This window comes from Bacteroides fragilis (assembly GCF_019583405.1).
Lineage (GTDB): Bacteria > Bacteroidota > Bacteroidia > Bacteroidales > Bacteroidaceae > Bacteroides > Bacteroides fragilis_B.
Genome location: NZ_SZUU01000008.1, coordinates 154,305 through 171,747, shown reverse-complemented (window position 1 = coordinate 171,747; position 17,443 = coordinate 154,305). Strand labels below are relative to the sequence as shown.

Here is a 17,443-nt window from a genome sequence, read left to right as displayed (position 1 = left end):
TTGCCTGCTTACTCTGACAGAACTTCGTTAATATTTAACTTTATTTCATCCCAACGCTCGCAAGGAATCGTAGTTCCAACTATCTGTATAACATTTCCGGAGAGAATTGAACCAATCTTTGCACATTTCTCTAAAGAATAGCCGCAAGTCAGCCCGTACAGAAATCCGGCAGCGAAATAATCACCTGCTCCCGTCGTATCAATCACTCTCTCTACAGGAATGGCCTCTACCTTGATCTCCTCCGTCCCCTTACGGATGTAAGAGCCATTTCCACCTACCTTTACAATAGCGATACTGCATTTCTTACTGATCAGTTCAAGGGCTTCCTTCGGGTCTTCTTTACCAGTAAACGCCCTTGCCTCTTCTTCATTGGCGAAAACAATATCTACATACTTATTTATTAATAAGGAGAAGAACTCAAGATCGCCCGCTACGATATTATAACTTGCCATATCGAGACAAACCTGCAAACCGGCTTCCTTTGCCAACTCAATGGCATGAAGAATCATATCGTGATCCTGCACCAGATATCCCTCTATAAGCAGATAAGCATAACCTTTGAACATATCCAGTGTCAGATCTTCGGCTCTCAGCGTAGAAGCAGCACCGAGATAAGTACCAAAAGTACGTTCTCCGTCCGGAGAAATAAAAGTAGAAGCAACTCCCGACGGCAGATCAGACGTTAATAATTTATCTTCGATGCCATTTCTTTGCAGATTCTCCCGAAAAAAGTTCCCATAAGCGTCATTTCCGATTTTTCCGATAAAACCGGTTCCGGCACCCAGACAGGCGAGTCCAAGTATGGAATTTGCCGCTGCTCCACCGGTCGCCAAGTGGGTTTTCATCTGACTGAATTGTTCGTTAATCTGCTGTAACTTAGCATCATCAATAAGTTGCATGCTTCCCTTGGGTAATCCCATTTCATCAAGGAGTGTATCATCTTTCAGGGTTGCAAGTACGTCTACCAGGGCGTTGCCCAATCCAATTATTTTATCCATTTCACTAATTTTTTTTGCAAAGATATTGCATATTTCAAAATATCCTATTACTTTTGCATCGCAATTGAGAAAAACAAAACATTCTTCCTTAGCTCAGTCGGTTAGAGCATCTGACTGTTAATCAGAGGGTCCTTGGTTCAAGTCCAAGAGGAAGAGCGAAAGTTCAAATTCTCAGTTGCTAAATTCTTCCTTAGCTCAGTCGGTTAGAGCATCTGACTGTTAATCAGAGGGTCCTTGGTTCAAGTCCAAGAGGAAGAGCTTAGAAATCAGCCACTTACAAGACTACGTAAGTGGCTGTTTCTTTTTGTTGCACACGGTTTGCACACGCTTTTGCCATATATAGTACATCAAATCACACCAGTAATATAATCTCTATTGAACATAGTTCGGGCATATCTCAAGGATGGTATGTTGGGGCTTTTTGGGGTAAATAGTACCGGTGTGTATCGTTTCCTGGTTACTTCAAAGAATCTGATATTGTATAAACTACTGGAATACAACACCTTAAACCTAAGCGTGTGCAAATCGTGTGCAATGGCGTGCAATTCTCTCATTGTGGTATGGGGGTCGCCTGCCATTTCACGCCAACTAAATAGACCTACACTCGAATATTTTTGGGGGTGTACTCAAGAATGGTAATTTATGGCGTTCTGGCAAGTGCTTTACCGGTACGAGTATAAAAACAATACGAGCGAAAACTAATATTTGCAAATGAAGAAGTGAATTAAGTGAGGCTGTTTAATAGAACTTTTTATATCCTATTAATAGGCTTATAATCTTAAAAAGGTTCTATAAAAGTAGTTCACTTAATTCACTTCTTCATTTTACACTTCTTAGCAAATGGCTTTATAGCCCGTATTTTGCTGCGATTTCATACAATCGGTCAACTTTTCTCTTGTATTGGTGAGTTAGAATATCATCATATTTCCTATCACATTCTTCTGGTGTATAATTGGGATAAAATTTACTTATTGAATGAAATAATTCTCGCCCATCTTCACGAAATGTTTGAGTAATGATAATACATATATCCAACCAGTCGTCATACAAGTCAGTTATATCGACTTTGTGACCAACAATATAAGCCACAAATTCTTTAACTTTTTGCGCAGCATTCTTAGCCATAACTTGAATCGGTTTATTGCTATTCACATCAACCATTGGCTTGAGAAAATAATCTTCAATAGACATTATACTTTCTTCTACATGCTGAATATCAGCATTATTAGGCACACGTGTAGTTGTCCTGTTTTGAACCTTTCGTGGCATTCGGGTAACACTTGAAGTATCTGCAAGCTTCTCATAAACAGTCGCATTGATATTTATTACAGGCTTCGGGTCATACGAACGATACCGGAGACGCGTTACATCTTTGCATGCAGAATCAACCTTAATACCCATTTCCTGAAAGTCCTTTTCAAGAGAGTAAAAATGCTCTCTATGCTTATTGGGGTCAGCAATTGGAATCAGGCAAAACACACCTCTTCCGCCTACAGACAATCCGCAATAAAGTACATGCGGCAGTTCTGACAATGTACGTTTCAAATCTTCCATATCAGTAATATGGAGATTATCTTTTCCGTCAATATCGATACAAATTAAGCCGGAATGCTGTACCAAATTACCGCTGTTTCTTTCCGAAAAAGTACCGCTCATTGTTATACAGGGCAATTTACTTTTCAATTGCCGAATCGTTTCTTTATCCGTAGTGGAACGGATTTGATTAATTACTTGCAAGCAATCCGGTTCTTGTAATAGCCAAACCAAAATATTAATGCTTCCACAGGGTTTGTTTTCATCATGTTTTCTAAACAGTGACACTGAGATTTTTTTATATTCTTTCATTTTAAAATTGCTTTATGAGACAGCCCGGTTAAAAGCTGTCTCGGTTAATATATTATTTCATACTATCAGGAATTACAGCATCTATTTCAGAATCTTCCAAATCTCCTTTTCTCTTGCAAAAGACCCAAGTTTGGTTGTTTGTATGTCCACCTTCAACCACATAACCCATTTCTTTTAGTCGTCTGGAAAATTCCCTATTCGATGAACTTTTATAACCATTATCAGCACAAAAAGCACGATATTCGCCATAAAGTTCTTTTAATTCTTCATGTTTGTCGAGTGATGTAGTATAACTGTCCTCCATAAATTCGCGGGCACTATCTGCATCTCTTTTGATTTCTTCCATAGCATCATTTATATGCTTCGATTCTGTGAAATTTCCATTTTTCATGAATCTATCCAGCCCGTCTAATACCCAGTTGAAAACTCCACTCATTTCTTCTTTGATAATCTCTTTTGCCAGATTGTCATTTTTCTCCTCTTTTGAAATAATTTGATCGAAAATAATAAATATGAATCGTCGAAAATAAGCGTTAGTTTTTTCGGTATCTTGTGGAATAAGATTAGTATTAAACATGAACTTACAGTAATTTCGAAGAATCAGTGGAGCTCCATAAGGTGACCTGCATGATACAGGTTCCCCACTGATTAACTGTTTCACCATATCAGGATTACAACCTTTTCCCCCAAGCTCCGAACAATAGTTCAATAAAACATTGCCTAACTGTGCCCTATAATATCCGCTGGGGTCACAAAGATTGTTCAGCGTATAAGAGGAGACATTTTCAATACCGAACATGGCATTGACAATATCATGTAAAACTGATTTCCCGGAATGTCCAGGCCCAACAAGTACAACACATTTTTCCATTTTTACGTTGGTGAAAATGTAGCCCAAGTATTCAGCCAAAACCATTTGGGCTTCTTTTTCTGGCAAAACTCGGTTAAGGTATTTAAAGAATTTGTCTGCTTTAGCTTCCGGGGTAAAGTCAAAACCTAATTGATACTTAAAAAAGTCTTTACTTGAAAATTTATTTTTTTCGAATTTAGGCTTTCCATTTTTTATAGTGAGCCGCCCATTCTTAAGATTGATTTTCACTATTCCCAATTCCTTATCGGGTTCTGGAATATAGCCGGAGGCACAAAATTGTCTATATAACTTTGTGATATTTTTAACCAGACGAACCTTATAATAGTTGAAGCCACAATTTTGAGCAATCAATGTTATTATTTCTTTTGCAAATTCTTCGATCGTTGCTTCCCAATAGGTGCCATTATAAAAGTATGGGAACGTGTTGTTTATTCCGAAACCAAGCCCTATGTCTTCTGCTGTTTTTAGCATGACATCTATAAGTATCGCATATTTTTCATCTAAATCAGGTTCAAATTTGCTTAAATCATCAGTGTACTTTTGTTTCTTTTCGTAATCAGAAGTTATCTCAATTAAATGCCTTAATTCTTTAATTCTCTTTAATACTTTTTCATTGTCACCATAGTAAATCATAGCATAATCAGGTTCTTCCGTACTTTCGATCAATTTTGTTAAAGCATCAATCTGACTTATAACCCTTGTCAATCTGGTGATGTAAGCCACACTCTGTGATTTCAGAATGCTATTATACATTTTATCATTCTGTGCGAGAATATCGAAATCAACATCGTCTATATTTACTTTCTCGTTTATAGCTTCGTTATCCATTATTTTGTTAGTTTCCATATTATTTTACTTTTTTATAAATTAAATTTTGTTCGCACCACGCTAATAACTCTTCTGTATCGAAGATTACCCGGTTACCGAAATGGTAGTGCGGTATTTCTCTCGCCGCAATCTTCTTGTAAAGCTTACTTTTGCTCATCTCGAAACTGTGAGCCGCCAAGAACTCTAAAGCTTTTTCGACTGTCAGCCGCTTCGGAATCTCTTCCGGCTTTTCGAGTTTCGATACTATGTTCTTGATTGCTTGGAGTTCATTTAGAATCCGGTCAATCTGAATCGGCATGTTATTAAAATCTGTAGCCATATTTCTTGTTTTAATGATTATTTGTTTTTTGATGTTGCAAATATAAGCCTTCTTCGTAAATCACTAAGAATCATCACATTCTCATGTTTTTATCATTTTGTTATCACGAAAAAAAGACCTACTTTTGTACTTGTTTTAAAAAGGTTATAATCATGGCAAAAATTTATATCACAGAATTTAAAAGATTGAAGCAAGAGATAGAAACAAAGTTACATCTGTCTGGTCAAACCGGAGGGTATATTGCTAAATTTATAGATGACTCATATCCAGATGGGATAAGTCTTCCACAGTTAAATCGAATATGGTCTAAAAACTATATACCAAAAGATAAAGATTATATAAAGATGACAGACAATGTAATCAATGACCTTGTTAAGATAGTTGGTTTTGAGAATTGGCAAGAATATAAAGACCATCTGAATAATGAAGGAATTAATCAAACTCCGACAAACATTTTCTACAATGTAGATATTGATGTTTCAAAATTAGAAAACGGTCAGATTTTTACTTTAGGCTGGAAAGACAAATATTGTGTTTTGAAATATAGAGGAGAACTTGAATTTGAGGTTCTTAAAAGTGTAAATATGAAAAGTGAAGTTGGGAGAATCTTTTTGACTCCCGGATTTGCCGTTGACACATCAGATGGGATGCAAGGGCCTACTATAAAATTAGATGATGGCGAGGGTAACGTCGGTGGTAATGGATATTTTCAGCATCATACTGAAGAATATAATGATAAGCCGTTCGATAAAGAATTTCATATTGTACGTTTCGATGACGATTACTTCTACCTCTAACCGTTACCCAAAAATAAGACGAGGCGACCCAAGCAGATAACCTCGTTTTTTGTATAGTAATATAGTGAAGCAGGTGAATGAAGTGAACTACTTTTATAGAACATTTTAGTCCTCTTATAAGGGCTATATATAGGATATAAAAAAGTCTTAAAAAACAACTTCACTTCATTCACTCACTTCACTTTCTACACCTTATCAAACTATAACACCCAGAAACAAGACAAGGAGGCCGTTTCGGTCTCCTTGTCCTCGTTATACCCCCGCTACCTAAGCAATATGCCTATTTCAAATTCCGAAGTCTTTAAATTGACCCGAAACCACCCGATTCGATTATCCTCAAAGTTGCATTATCTTTCATCTCGTTAAAGTACTTGGCGAGGACTTGATTATAAACGGGATTATCGGATATCAGAGAAAACAAGGTCATTGATGATTTTAATTTCATGGCATCGATATTACCCAAAATATCTTCGGCTGTTTTGTTCTCCAACCTTAAGAGTATTTGGCAACATTCAGTCAACCGATAACCCAATACAGGATGATTAAGATATTCCGTTGCTTCATCCAAAGAGCTTATCGCATAATACATTGCGGTTGAAGAATACCCCAGCTCTTTTATTTGCGGGAAGATATACCACATCCAATGCGAGGTTTTTCTTCCCTGCCTGAGTTCTTTTACTACTTGCTCATATACGTTGTTCTGAGCCTCAACAAAACGGTTTAAATTATATTCCATATCAATATTATAATGCGTTACACAACTGGTTACATTGACTTTAAACGAGAAACAAAGATACTCGATTCTATGTTTTTGACGCAGTGTATATCTTAATATGCGGTTTGCGTAAGCCATTAAGCAAAAATGGGCGTTCAGATTAAACCTGAACACCCATTACACATAATATTAAAATACCAAATTATTTTTCCCCAAAAACAAGAATTGTATCATCACTCATATCATCAGGTTCTTCTAATATGAACTCATTGCTTGTGAGTTTACTGATAGTCAAATCATCTGTAGTATATTCTACTGTAATTTCTGATTGACTGCCACCGTCGGGAATACTCATAGAATAACTTTGATATGTTACCGATACAACATTATTCGATTTCATACTCCAAGTACCATTCTCAACCTCACCATCAGGACTTGCAATTACATAAGTTCCAGCAGATGTAAAAGTCCATGTTCCTTCATCGGTAATTTTAGAATCATCTTCACTACCATATTTAGAAGAAATTTTCCAAGTACCAATAAGTTTTTTATCGCTATCCGACAAATCCATATCTTGGGATTTGACGGCTACATAAACAACACCGTCAATTGTGATACTTGCATGATTCTCAGTTATGCTGATTTTGATTGTTCCAAACTCTTTCAGATTCAGAGTAAAATCATTGCTTTCGTTTTTTCCAACCACATAATCACCGAAAATAACAAGCATATATTTATCGCCATTGGTTGCAACTGCCGGTTGAGTAATAATGTACTTGTTATCAGCAGTAAACTCAAATGAACCATACTTAGTATCTCCGGTTGCACGAGTGTTAGACTGAACATCCCACTTACCTACAATTGATGATTCTGTTGGAGGGGTTTCGGGTTCTCCATCATCAGAACTACAGGAATAAAATCCCATTGCGCATACAACGAGCATGCTCGCGAATGCAGTTTTCAAAAAATTAGTTCGTAACATAAATATAAAGTTGTTTTTTGTTCCTCTCCGGTTCCTGAAAGAAGAGTTTTATAATGTAGAAAGCGTGGAACCATTGACTTACTTTATCAAGTGAGGCTCTGGTAAGCCGTGGAAGTAAAATAAGCAACAGCCCACGCCTATAAGGCATGAGAGCAGTCAACTTATCCTCCTTCCATTAAAATTTACCAGATTTCACTTGAAAGAGACAAGCCAAACACTTTCAATGTTTGATTCTATATGTCTGCCGGTTATTACTAATCGACTCGGCAAATATAGCTATTATTCAGAACATTTCAAGCGTTTCTGCTCTAAATGGGCTGTTGCAGTTGCAAAATTAGTTTTCTATTGCATCATACATATAATTTCCATCTCATTAATGCAGTTATATATTAGCGAGAATATCCGACTTCAATTCTTCGGCCTTCAATTCTACAATAACCAACCATAATCGGGACGATTGTAATTCTGCGCCCGGAATGTATTTACTGAATTTAATAAGAAATTCTTCATTATACAAATTATCTGTGCCCCAATTATTAATCAGTTTCTTCCAATCCCATTTATCAGCAAAGCGGTCAATCAGTTTATGGGTAAATTCAATCGAGCGGTTTTCTGACAACTTCGACCAATTCCAATACTCCGCAAATTTCTCCAAATAAGGTTGAGTGAATAGATGCTTCACAGATGAATTGGATAGAACATCCCAATCAATCAACCTTTGGAACTTTTCAAGCATGGAAATACTCCAACACATATTACTATTATTCGAAATTTCTTTCCAATCAATTTTGTCTCTATACTTCTGCATCAAAGCTTCGTTCCAAGCAAATTCATTCGACAACGTTTTCCACACCGCATCTTCTAATGCTTTTCCCATAAAATCTTTTTCTAAATCATTTGTTACCATAAAGTCTTTATTTAAATTTATTATTTCGCCAGAAATTGGCAATTCTTTCAAAATAAGCATGAGATAGCGCCACACTGTGACGCTACACTGCATTTATAAAGCATCCAATATTTCTTCCAATGTCTTGAAACTGGTAAGCAATCCGGTTTCAGGCATTGGTACTGGAAAATCATATTTCATTATCAGCACCTTTTCGGGTACTGGTTTCTTATATCCGATTATCTTCAATAGGGCAGAATCAATTATTTTTGCCTGTTGCTCCAACACGGCCAGTGTATTGGATAAAACCAAAGATTCAATAGTGCAATAGCGTGGAATACTATTAATACTTTGCTGTATGCCCATCCGAGAATCGGTCAGGTTCTTAAATATTTCACGAACTAAGAAGCAAACATCTTTTTTCTGCTGTTGCTGTTGTATTGGTTTGATTATCTTGCTATCAACAAGTTCCTTCAATAAAATAGCAGCATCTTTTTTACTTCGATATTTGATGAAGTTCCCTCTAAGAAAATCGCTTATATTAAAAGCATATTCATCACATATTATACTATAATGTTTATCAAGAACCTGTTGTCTTTCTACTACATATAAATCAAAGGCTTTCAATAGAGCTACGATTTTTGCATGCTCATGTTCCAATGATTGGTTCTCTTTAATTCGCCACGATGTTTTAATCCCGGAACGGAATATACAATCTAATAGCATTTCTGTTGTCCATATTTTTTCTTTCATGCAATTTAATTAATTGGTTATACCGTATATATCCAGTTCTGCCACGATTTATAAGCAAACTCTTCAAATTAACTCTTTTTGAGAGCACATTTAACTAACCATCTGAATATAATACAATTATTCACAGTATTTCTTATCAAAAAAGAAAGGAGACATTAATGCCCCCTTTGCTCAATTGTTACAAATTATTCAATATTTCCGCCAAAGCTTTATCCGGCGATTCTTGCGAATCAGGTTCTTCTTCCAGTTCATCATTTGTTTCATCTTCCGGTTCTCCTTCCTCCGTAAAAGTTTCCTCGTCAAAAGATGCACAGATTTCATCCAGAACTTTCTCAAAAGCTTTGGTTTCTTCCGATTCTTCCGCTTCGTGTTCCGGTGTCTTTTCAACATCCGAAACATCTAAGGTATCAATCGTTTTTAAATCAGGGTTAAGCTGTTCAATTCCTAAATCCACTCGAATCTCATGATTCACTTCTTCAATAATCGCTTCAATACGGTTTCTTAATCCTCTCATAAACTATCAATTTTATGGGTTATATACTGGTATATATATCCCATAAATTGATAATTTATAAGTGTTTGGGATTAGAAATTAGCAAGAAGTTTTGAATTTTTCCGCCGTTCGTCCGGTTCAAAATCAGCCAGATAATGTTCGGTCGTTTTCAAGTCACTATGCCCCATGCTTTCAGAAATGTAATAGATGTTTGCACCGCTTCTTTTCAACACCGTTGCGTATGAATGGCGCGCGGTATAAGTTGAGATTCTCTTATCATCGATTCCCAAAGCCTGAGCAATCCGTTTTATTCGCTTGTTGATACGCTTTGTTACGTCTTGAGTAATTTTCTTCCGCTCCAAAGCCGTTTCATTTCCTTTCAAATATGGGAAAATGTAATTATCCGGGTGGTATGGATTTCCCCAGCGATTGATAATTTCTTTCATTTCAGGAATAAGCGTGGCACGAATTATCTTTGGGGTCTTACATGTCCGCTCTGTTTTTTGCCGGATGAAACTAATTTCTCCATCTTCAATGTTTGAGAATTTAAGTTTCAGTAAATCCGCAACATTAATCCCGTTACAGAAGTAGATGAACATCCATAAGTCCCGGTATTTCACCGTGCCCTCCAAACCATCATCAAAGCGGCTTATCTTTCCGATTTGTTCGAGAGTCAATGCTTTTTTACGAGATTCGCCGGTCTTGATTTCGTATTTACCTTTGCCGAAAGGGTATTGGCTTTCCTTGATGATGCCGTTTTTCTTTGCATCGTTCATTATCGCACGAATGTTACGCATATAAATTCCGATAGTTGTCAGATTCTGGGATTTGAGCCAATACGTTTCGCATTTAGTCAACCACTGGGGTGTCACCGCGTTAAAAGGTATTCTGTCACCTGCAAACTCACTCACAAAACGCAATGCGCTTATGTAAGTTGACATCGTGCCGATTTGGTCGTTTTCCGCCAGCACATCAATTTTAGCCTGAATGGCTGCGTTAAGCGTATCGCCTAAGTTCTTGCCCATGCGCGTTTTGAGAAGCTGAAAAGAAAAGTCTCCCCGTTCGGCAAGTGCCTCAACGTTCGTTTTCACGACTTCAAAGCTGCTTTGAACATCCTCCCGAATATCTTTGTAATAGCGGCTTCTCTGTTCCGGCAGGCTGTCCCATTCGTCTTTAGACAACTCTTTACCGGTGAGAAAATACTCTCTCACACGCTTATAATTGACCCGGATTTTAACCGGATACTTTCCTTGTGCATTAATCTTTCGGGTATCGAGCCATGCACTAACTGTAATACCATCTTTGGAATATGTAAACATAGTAATTGGGGTTTAATTATTACTATCCTATATATCCAAAAACGACCGGCAAAATAAGCATGCAAAGCTTGTAAGTAATCCTATTCTAAAGGAGTTTTGAATTATCTTTTATAAAACAGCTTAAAATCTTTATTTCATATCCATATTGAATGCCTTTATATTTGAGATTACCTCAAAAAATCTATTTAAGAAATAAATATGGTGATTTCTGCACCTTTATCTAAAAGATATTGCTATATTTGTACCAGAGTCGTACCGGATTGATACGCATTAAAATTTTAATAGTATGTTAGTAATAAGTAGTCGAGAATTTAGAGACAAGCAAGCCGAGTATATGGATAGAGCCGATAGAGGTGAGCAAATTATAGTTCAACGGGGTCGTGATAAGGCTTATTCAATCACCCCGATGAAGCCCACCGATATATACATTAATACTCAATTATTATCCGGAGAGTTTCTGACCGGACAAGAAATCAGGGAGCGAGTGCATCAACACATTGATAAATTGTTCTCAGAAAATAAATGAAGGTAGTTTATCACAAAAATGTAACCGAATACTTGAATGAACTGATTGACATTCTTTACGATAAAGAGTATTTTGGTTTTAAAGATGTTGCATACGATTATGTAGACTGGATATTTGAACAAATCGAGTCATCCATACACACCAAGCTTAAGAAGCCTGCACCGAAATATTTCGATAGATATGGGCAGGACTTATCTTATGTGGTATTTAAGAGGAATAACAATACATCTTGGTATGTATTCTTTAGAAAATTAGAAGACACCTACTTCATTTTCTACATTGGCAATAATCATAATTGCGCCCAGTATCTTTAGGCTATATATTCGTCCCAAAATGGGCGTTACACCCGTTTTGCACACACATTCTAAGAATGAAGGGTAACCGATGATATGGATGCCTAAACAGGCAGCTTATAAGAGCCTGTAAACCAGCCCTTTTAAGCCCACATGAAAACATATATAACCTACTGATAATAACCGATTTGCGCCTGTTAATCAGAGGGTCCTTGGTTCAAGTCCAAGAGGAAGAGCAAACAAAGGTTCGTCATTACGGCGAACCTTTGCTGTTTTTACATTGTGAGTAAGAGACAAGTGATTCCTACAAATTTATTCAAAATGAAAAGGAGAGTATCACCATTTATACGTAAATTTGCGGAACGAGAATCATCTTAATTATAGATTATCATTATGGAGAAGAAAACAATCGTAGCACGTGTGGAAGTGCTACCCGGCAAAGAACAAGCATTTCTACAGGCGGCTGATGCTTTAATCAAAGGTACAAGGGCAGAAGAGGGTAATATTAGTTATAACTTATATCAAAACCCGTCACAACCCGTAGCTTTCATTTTCTACGAAGAGTACAAAGACCAGCATGCCATGGATATACATGCGGCATCCCCCCATTTCCAGGCTTTTGGAAAGGCAATCAAGGAAATGCTGGCATCCGATTTGATAATTGAAACTTTTTAAATAGATACGAGGGTGCTTCAATGCACCCTCATATTTATCACTTCATCTATTCGGCCACGGCCAATGTCAACACACTGATCCGTACTCCTTCAACTTCAAAAAGCGTAGATGCACAGGCCACAGTTGTAGATCCGGTAGTCAGCACATCATCAATAATCAGTACATGTTTCCCTTGGAAACAGACTACATCACACAAATTGAAAATACCTTCCACATTTTCCGAACGTTCAAAAGTCGATTTGCGGGTTTGAGTCTCTGTATTCTTTTCCCGTATCACGCTCTCCGCATTCAGCGGAATCCCCGTCACAGAAGCTATACCACGTGCAATCCATTCACTCTGATTGTATCCTCTTAACTTCTGTTTTTCCTTATGCAAAGGTACAGGAACAATCACATCCACATGATCAAAGAAGCCACAAGAAACTAATTCTGCCGCCATATAGCGTCCCATCACTTCGCCCAGTTCTTTGTATCCACTATATTTCAGCAGATGCAAGATACGTCTGAAATCACTACCTTTACGATAAAAGAGAAAGGAAGAAGCTCTTTCAAGAACCGGAATACGTCCCCAGAAAAGACACTCAACCGGATTATCCTTTCGCAGATGAAATCCGGTACGGGGCAAGTTCATATTACAACGAATACACAAGCACTCCTCTTCTTTCGACAGCGGAGCTCCACAAACCACGCAACAACGTGGGAACAAAAGAGACCAAAAAGAGTCGAACCAAGTATTCATGATGTGTTTTCTATTTGATCAATGACCGAAACTACATATCCAACGGAGGAACTTCTTTCAGCAACTGCTGAAAGACAGGATGCAAAGGACCGTTAGTAGCGATTATATGATGCCCTTCTATGAAATGTCCATTTCCATAAAAGTCAGTTACTTTTCCACCCGCTTCCAATACAATCAACGCCGCAGCCGAATAATCCCATTTCCCAATAAATGCTTCTGCCCAAGCATCAAAACGTCCGGCAGCCACATAGCAAAGAGCCGACGCAGCCGAACCATTCATCCGAATTCCCCCTACCACTCCATACAATTGCTTCAGCAGATATTCTGCCGTCCGTTTGTATTGCCGATGGTTATAGGGAAGTTCAGTGATTACAAACGCCTCTTCAATGTTTTCTATTTTCGAGACATGCAGTTCATCTCCGTTCATCCAAGCCTTCCCACCTTTCCAGGCATAAAAACACTCATCCCTGCAAACTTCGTATACTACACCTAAAAGTAGCTCCGTACGACTCCGGAGGGCAATACTGACACAATATGGAGCATTGTCATGAATATAATTAGTTGTTCCGTCCAACGGATCAATTACCCAGCAATATGCCTCATCTTTATAAACACCAGAACCTTCCTCGGCAATAAACCCAGCCTCGGGCAACAGAGCAGACAGTTGCCCCACTAACAGCCTCTCAGATTCCTTATCGACATATGATACATAATCATGCGCATGCTTCTCTACTACACTCTCCCGGCTAAAGTTCTGCCGTTCTTTTCTCAGAAAATTCCCCGCTTCGGTTGCTATCCGGCGCACCTCAGTAGTAAGTTGTTGAAGTTCCAGTTCCATATTCGACTTTTAACGTATTTCGGCAAAGATAAATGATTCTTTTGAAAAAACATTGCAGCATTCGGCATATCTCTGCGTCTAAAAGACATAAAAGACTTAACTATGCAAAAATTCAGATTGACAATGCTATTTATCATTTGCGGCAACGGATTTGCTTATGCGCAAACATTCAACGAAACGCCCATACCTGCCTTTACACTGCACAAAGAAATGAAAACCCCTCAAATCTTCAAACTACCCGAAATAAAGAATACTTTGTCAGAAACCAACCCTGCTTTCAATAACAGTATGCCGTTAGTCAAACAATACGAACTGAGAAAAAAATTCTCCTATCTGGATCCCGTCTTCACCGGTTATTTTAATCAGCAGCAGTACCGACTGTTCAATTCCCGCTATTTCGGATACGAATTATACGGTTCCAGTTATTCACTCCGGGGAGTAGGTACTCAGAATATGGCAGGTGGCAGATTGGTATATCGTCTTAACAGACAACTGGCTATCCGGATAGGTGGCAATGCCTATCAATACCGCTCTAACGGACGGATGTTTAATGATTTCACCCTTAACGCGGACCTTACCTATCGTCTGAATAATTGGCTGACCGCTTATATTTACGGACAATACCGGCTGGACTGTAATCCCAACTCCGGTGTACAAGGTTTCCCGTTATCTCCACAATCCCATTACGGCGCTTCATTCCGGATAAACCTCCTGGAAAGGAAAGAATATGGTCTCGACCTGAATCTGGGTACCGACAGAAGTTACAATGCTGCTACCCGGCAATGGGAAAATACTTATAAGATAGGCCCAACCATACGATTAAAATAACCAACCCAATATAAACCTGACTATGAAGAAAGGGCTATCCGGTACCGCCAATTTTACCGGATAGCCCTATTTTACAATCAATCTTATTTACATATAAACACTTTACACTCACCGGGAGCAAGCTTTACGATCCATCCGGTAGAAGCCTCAGCCACAAGGCTGCCTTCTATAACATCATATACCCGATCCAATGACAATCCTTCTACCGTCTTTACATTCAACTCCACGTCTACGGGTCCGGATATCCGGTTCAGACAAGCTATTGCTTTGCTTCCGTCACTCAACGGCTTCACCCAGACATCATAATGATCGGCACGAATGGCACGCTCTGCCTGAATGCCCAGCGGGTCCTGATTGATAGCAATCAGATCCTTATTCAAAAGTATTTGTAACGTACTATCATTCATCTGCCGTACATCATTACCACAAAGTAATGGAGAAGCCATCATGCACCAGAGAGCAAAGTGAGACTGATATTGTTCATTCGTACAACCTTCCGATTCATAACCGATACTCTTACTTTTTCCGCCAATCCCCACAACAAGCATATCCGGATCATTCCATCCGCCGGGTCTTGCATATTCACTAAGCGGTGCATTTATTTCAAGAATGTTCAAAATGCCACGTAAGCCTCCCTTTTCGTCTGTCGAACGATTCCACAAATCGCCAATATCACCGGATACTCGCCATAAATGTCCGCCGACTTTCTTCGCCCATTTCCAAGGTTCACGCTGTCCCCACTCACAAATTGAAAAGACGATAGAACGGTCGGTCGCTCTCAATGCCCTCCCCATCTTCTCATATCTTTCCATGGCTTCTACTCTTCCGGCAGGTGCATTGCAATAGTCATACTTCAAAAGATCAACACCCCAGGATGCGAAATCCCGTGCATCAATTTCTTCATATCCATAACTGCCACAAACCCCACCACAAGTTTTATCAGCGGCATCCGAATAAATTCCAAGTTTGAATCCTCGCTCATGCAAGTAATCGGCCACATATTTGATGCCTCTCGGGAACTTTGTTTTATCAATTTGGATATGACCGTCGGCTCCCCTTTCAGGCAACTGCCAAAAGTCATCGATATTAATATAAGCATACCCCAAATCACGCATTCCGTTTTCTACCATTGCATCTGCAGTTTGTAACAGTAGCTCCTCTGTCAGATGACGTCCGAATGTATTCCAACTGTTCCACCCCATCGGAGGAGTCAGCAACAACTCATCTCCTATATTAATCAGTAGTTCCTGTGTATCAATTCCAAGGGCATTCTCAGCTTTCAGCATTACTTTGTACATTCCCTTTTCTATTACTTTTCCCTTGATTATCCCCGTTTCTTTATCCAGCTTCAATCCCTTGGGAAGATTTTCAGCATGCCACTTTATCGGTCGTTCTCCGGAGGTGGGAATATAAAACAAAAAAGGGGTAGCAGGATAGTTTCCCACCACATGAGGGGGATTAATACACGGTTTCCCCTCAAAAATAGCGGTTCGCACTTCGCTCGCCTGTACTGTCGGGCTCGCCAGCATCAGACATAAGCAATATAAAAAAGAAACATAACTTGTAATTTTCATACGTTCAAAAAGAATTTTATATAGATTTTATTTTAATGTTACAACAACCATTACCGGATTATCCTCTTCATCCAACCGGTTTATCAATTCATCCAGTTCTTTTTTTCTTTCCGGCAGTAAAGCTTTCGAATAGCGTTTACCTTTACTCAGATAACCTACCATCCGGGCATTTGCCAACTGATTTCCCAACCCTGTTCCGGGAGGAGTAAAATCAAATCCTGCCGCCAAATCATCTTTTATAATCACATTTGAAAAACTCTTCTTCTGTTTATCATACAATCCCACAAAACTTTCATTCTTCAGGACATAAAGCACAAAGAAATAACGGTCTGATTCAAAAACCTGTTGTACTGCAATTGATTGAAAACGTTTTCCGGGATCTATTTCATTGGCAGATACATCCACATCCTTCCCCGAACAATCAAATTTCCATGCCAATGTCTTTTTTCTGTTGGCATCAATTTTATAAATCAGATTCTCCAACGCAGGTTTAAAGTAAATATCACCCCCATAACGATACATTACATCGCGGGTAGATAGGTTAACACCATATTTCTTTCCAGGTTCCATATATCCTTTCCAGATCTTTAGTTTCTTCCCATTTTCATCGATAAGGAACAATTGTTGGGGATTATCCTTTCTCATAAAATAATTATTATCACAATAGAGAATAGATCCCTGACCGTCTACAGCTCCGGTACCCATATTCAGGTGAGGGGCCGGTATACGACGGAGAAATTTACCATTGAAGCCATAACAGATTATATCCTGGAAATCCTGAACATACAGTTTTTGGTTATTAGGGTCAGTAAAAAACAATAATCCTACCGCATATTCTTCAGGCCCCTGTCCTTGCCGGCCTATCTTATTCATAAACTTACCATTTTTATCGAACCGATAAAAACTTCTGGTCTGTGCGTCACCCGCAATAATCGAGTTTCCGGCATAAATAATACTACATTCATTCCCCAGCAGACAATTATCAGTAGTTTCTAAAGGGAAATAACGTACATCAGATGCCAGTTCACTCATTAATACCGTCTTAGGACTTTGTGTAACAGCCTTTGCCAAATTCAGCGTGACGGCAGCTACATTCTTCTGAGCAAATAGTGGAAATGCCAACACATGGGCTAATAAAATGCAAAATGTAAATGATTTCATAAT

The 17,443-nt window shown here is 38.5% G+C and carries 18 protein-coding genes and 2 tRNA genes; 6 read left to right on the top strand and 14 right to left on the bottom strand.

Going from position 1 to position 17,443, the window contains the following annotated elements; genetic code table 11:
- Positions 1-8: 8 nt before the first annotated feature.
- Entirely contained in the window at positions 9-998 is a 990-nt protein-coding gene (locus FDF36_RS16655) for an adenosine kinase (RefSeq protein WP_220392115.1), read from the bottom strand.
- An 82-nt stretch (positions 999-1,080) separates the two neighbouring features.
- Here FDF36_RS16655 and FDF36_RS16650 point away from each other — a divergent pair.
- Both FDF36_RS16650 and FDF36_RS16645 read left to right on the top strand, forming a co-directional pair.
- Positions 1,081-1,154, top strand: a tRNA-Asn gene (locus FDF36_RS16650).
- Positions 1,155-1,182: 28 nt separating this feature from the next.
- A tRNA-Asn gene (locus FDF36_RS16645) sits at positions 1,183-1,256 on the top strand.
- Positions 1,257-1,844: 588 nt separating this feature from the next.
- On the opposite strand, the gene FDF36_RS16640 is transcribed toward FDF36_RS16645, so the two are convergent.
- The 3 genes from FDF36_RS16640 to FDF36_RS16630 are packed head-to-tail and all read right to left on the bottom strand — an operon-like array spanning position 1,845 to position 4,861.
- Positions 1,845-2,843, bottom strand: a complete 999-nt coding sequence (locus tag FDF36_RS16640) for a BT4734/BF3469 family protein (protein WP_220392114.1) — start codon at positions 2,841-2,843, stop codon at positions 1,845-1,847.
- Positions 2,844-2,895: 52 nt separating this feature from the next.
- Positions 2,896-4,560: a DNA primase family protein gene (locus FDF36_RS16635; RefSeq protein WP_220392113.1), complete on the bottom strand. Its 1,665-nt coding sequence runs from the start codon at positions 4,558-4,560 to the stop codon at positions 2,896-2,898.
- 1 nt (position 4,561) lies between these two features.
- The gene (locus FDF36_RS16630; RefSeq protein WP_220392112.1) at positions 4,562-4,861 is read right to left on the bottom strand and encodes a helix-turn-helix domain-containing protein; all 300 of its coding nucleotides are present in this window, start codon (positions 4,859-4,861) and stop codon (positions 4,562-4,564) included.
- Between the two features lie 152 nt (positions 4,862-5,013).
- Here FDF36_RS16630 and FDF36_RS16625 point away from each other — a divergent pair, with 152 nt between their 5' ends.
- The gene (locus FDF36_RS16625; RefSeq protein ID WP_220392111.1) at positions 5,014-5,658 is read left to right on the top strand and encodes a hypothetical protein; all 645 of its coding nucleotides are present in this window, start codon (positions 5,014-5,016) and stop codon (positions 5,656-5,658) included.
- 301 nt (positions 5,659-5,959) lie between these two features.
- Here the strand turns inward: FDF36_RS16625 and FDF36_RS16620 are convergent, their stop codons facing one another.
- The 6 genes from FDF36_RS16620 to FDF36_RS16595 form a co-directional block, all read right to left on the bottom strand.
- Positions 5,960-6,394 carry a DUF1810 domain-containing protein gene (locus tag FDF36_RS16620; protein ID WP_220392110.1) on the bottom strand — a complete coding sequence of 145 codons (435 nt, stop codon included), beginning with the start codon at positions 6,392-6,394 and terminating at the stop codon, positions 5,960-5,962.
- 181 nt (positions 6,395-6,575) lie between these two features.
- Positions 6,576-7,355, bottom strand: coding sequence for a hypothetical protein (locus tag FDF36_RS16615; RefSeq protein WP_220392109.1), 780 nt, complete (start codon positions 7,353-7,355; stop codon positions 6,576-6,578).
- 382 nt (positions 7,356-7,737) lie between these two features.
- On the bottom strand, positions 7,738-8,232 hold the full coding sequence (locus tag FDF36_RS16610; protein ID WP_259281467.1) for a hypothetical protein: 495 nt from the start codon (positions 8,230-8,232) through the stop codon (positions 7,738-7,740).
- A gap of 123 nt (positions 8,233-8,355) precedes the next feature.
- Positions 8,356-8,994 (bottom strand): hypothetical protein, encoded by a 639-nt coding sequence (locus FDF36_RS16605; RefSeq protein ID WP_220392107.1) that lies wholly within the window; start codon positions 8,992-8,994, stop codon positions 8,356-8,358.
- A 178-nt stretch (positions 8,995-9,172) separates the two neighbouring features.
- Positions 9,173-9,508: a hypothetical protein gene (locus FDF36_RS16600; RefSeq protein ID WP_220392106.1), complete on the bottom strand. Its 336-nt coding sequence runs from the start codon at positions 9,506-9,508 to the stop codon at positions 9,173-9,175.
- Between the two features lie 71 nt (positions 9,509-9,579).
- Positions 9,580-10,806 (bottom strand): site-specific integrase, encoded by a 1,227-nt coding sequence (locus tag FDF36_RS16595; protein WP_220392105.1) that lies wholly within the window; start codon positions 10,804-10,806, stop codon positions 9,580-9,582.
- 286 nt (positions 10,807-11,092) lie between these two features.
- On the opposite strand from FDF36_RS16595, the gene FDF36_RS16590 reads away from it, so the two are divergent.
- Both FDF36_RS16590 and FDF36_RS16585 read left to right on the top strand, forming a co-directional pair.
- Entirely contained in the window at positions 11,093-11,332 is a 240-nt protein-coding gene (locus FDF36_RS16590) for a type II toxin-antitoxin system Phd/YefM family antitoxin (RefSeq protein ID WP_220392104.1), read from the top strand.
- A gap of 686 nt (positions 11,333-12,018) precedes the next feature.
- Positions 12,019-12,300 (top strand): putative quinol monooxygenase, encoded by a 282-nt coding sequence (locus tag FDF36_RS16585; protein ID WP_005822326.1) that lies wholly within the window; start codon positions 12,019-12,021, stop codon positions 12,298-12,300.
- Between the two features lie 46 nt (positions 12,301-12,346).
- Here FDF36_RS16585 and FDF36_RS16580 read toward each other — a convergent pair whose 3' ends face one another.
- Together FDF36_RS16580 and FDF36_RS16575 are read right to left on the bottom strand one after the other, a co-directional pair.
- Positions 12,347-13,039, bottom strand: coding sequence for a ComF family protein (locus tag FDF36_RS16580; RefSeq protein ID WP_220392103.1), 693 nt, complete (start codon positions 13,037-13,039; stop codon positions 12,347-12,349).
- Positions 13,040-13,070: 31 nt separating this feature from the next.
- A complete protein-coding gene (locus FDF36_RS16575) occupies positions 13,071-13,877 on the bottom strand; it encodes an inositol monophosphatase family protein (RefSeq protein ID WP_220392102.1) in 807 nt (268 codons plus the stop codon).
- Positions 13,878-14,000: 123 nt separating this feature from the next.
- Here FDF36_RS16575 and FDF36_RS16570 point away from each other — a divergent pair, with 123 nt between their 5' ends.
- Positions 14,001-14,705, top strand: a complete 705-nt coding sequence (locus FDF36_RS16570) for a hypothetical protein (protein WP_005797459.1) — start codon at positions 14,001-14,003, stop codon at positions 14,703-14,705.
- A gap of 83 nt (positions 14,706-14,788) precedes the next feature.
- Here the strand turns inward: FDF36_RS16570 and FDF36_RS16565 are convergent, their stop codons facing one another.
- Both FDF36_RS16565 and FDF36_RS16560 read right to left on the bottom strand, forming a co-directional pair.
- Positions 14,789-16,279, bottom strand: a complete 1,491-nt coding sequence (locus FDF36_RS16565) for a glycoside hydrolase family 27 protein (protein ID WP_220392101.1) — start codon at positions 16,277-16,279, stop codon at positions 14,789-14,791.
- A gap of 27 nt (positions 16,280-16,306) precedes the next feature.
- The gene (locus FDF36_RS16560; RefSeq protein WP_220392100.1) at positions 16,307-17,440 is read right to left on the bottom strand and encodes a 6-bladed beta-propeller; all 1,134 of its coding nucleotides are present in this window, start codon (positions 17,438-17,440) and stop codon (positions 16,307-16,309) included.
- Positions 17,441-17,443: the final 3 nt, after the last annotated feature.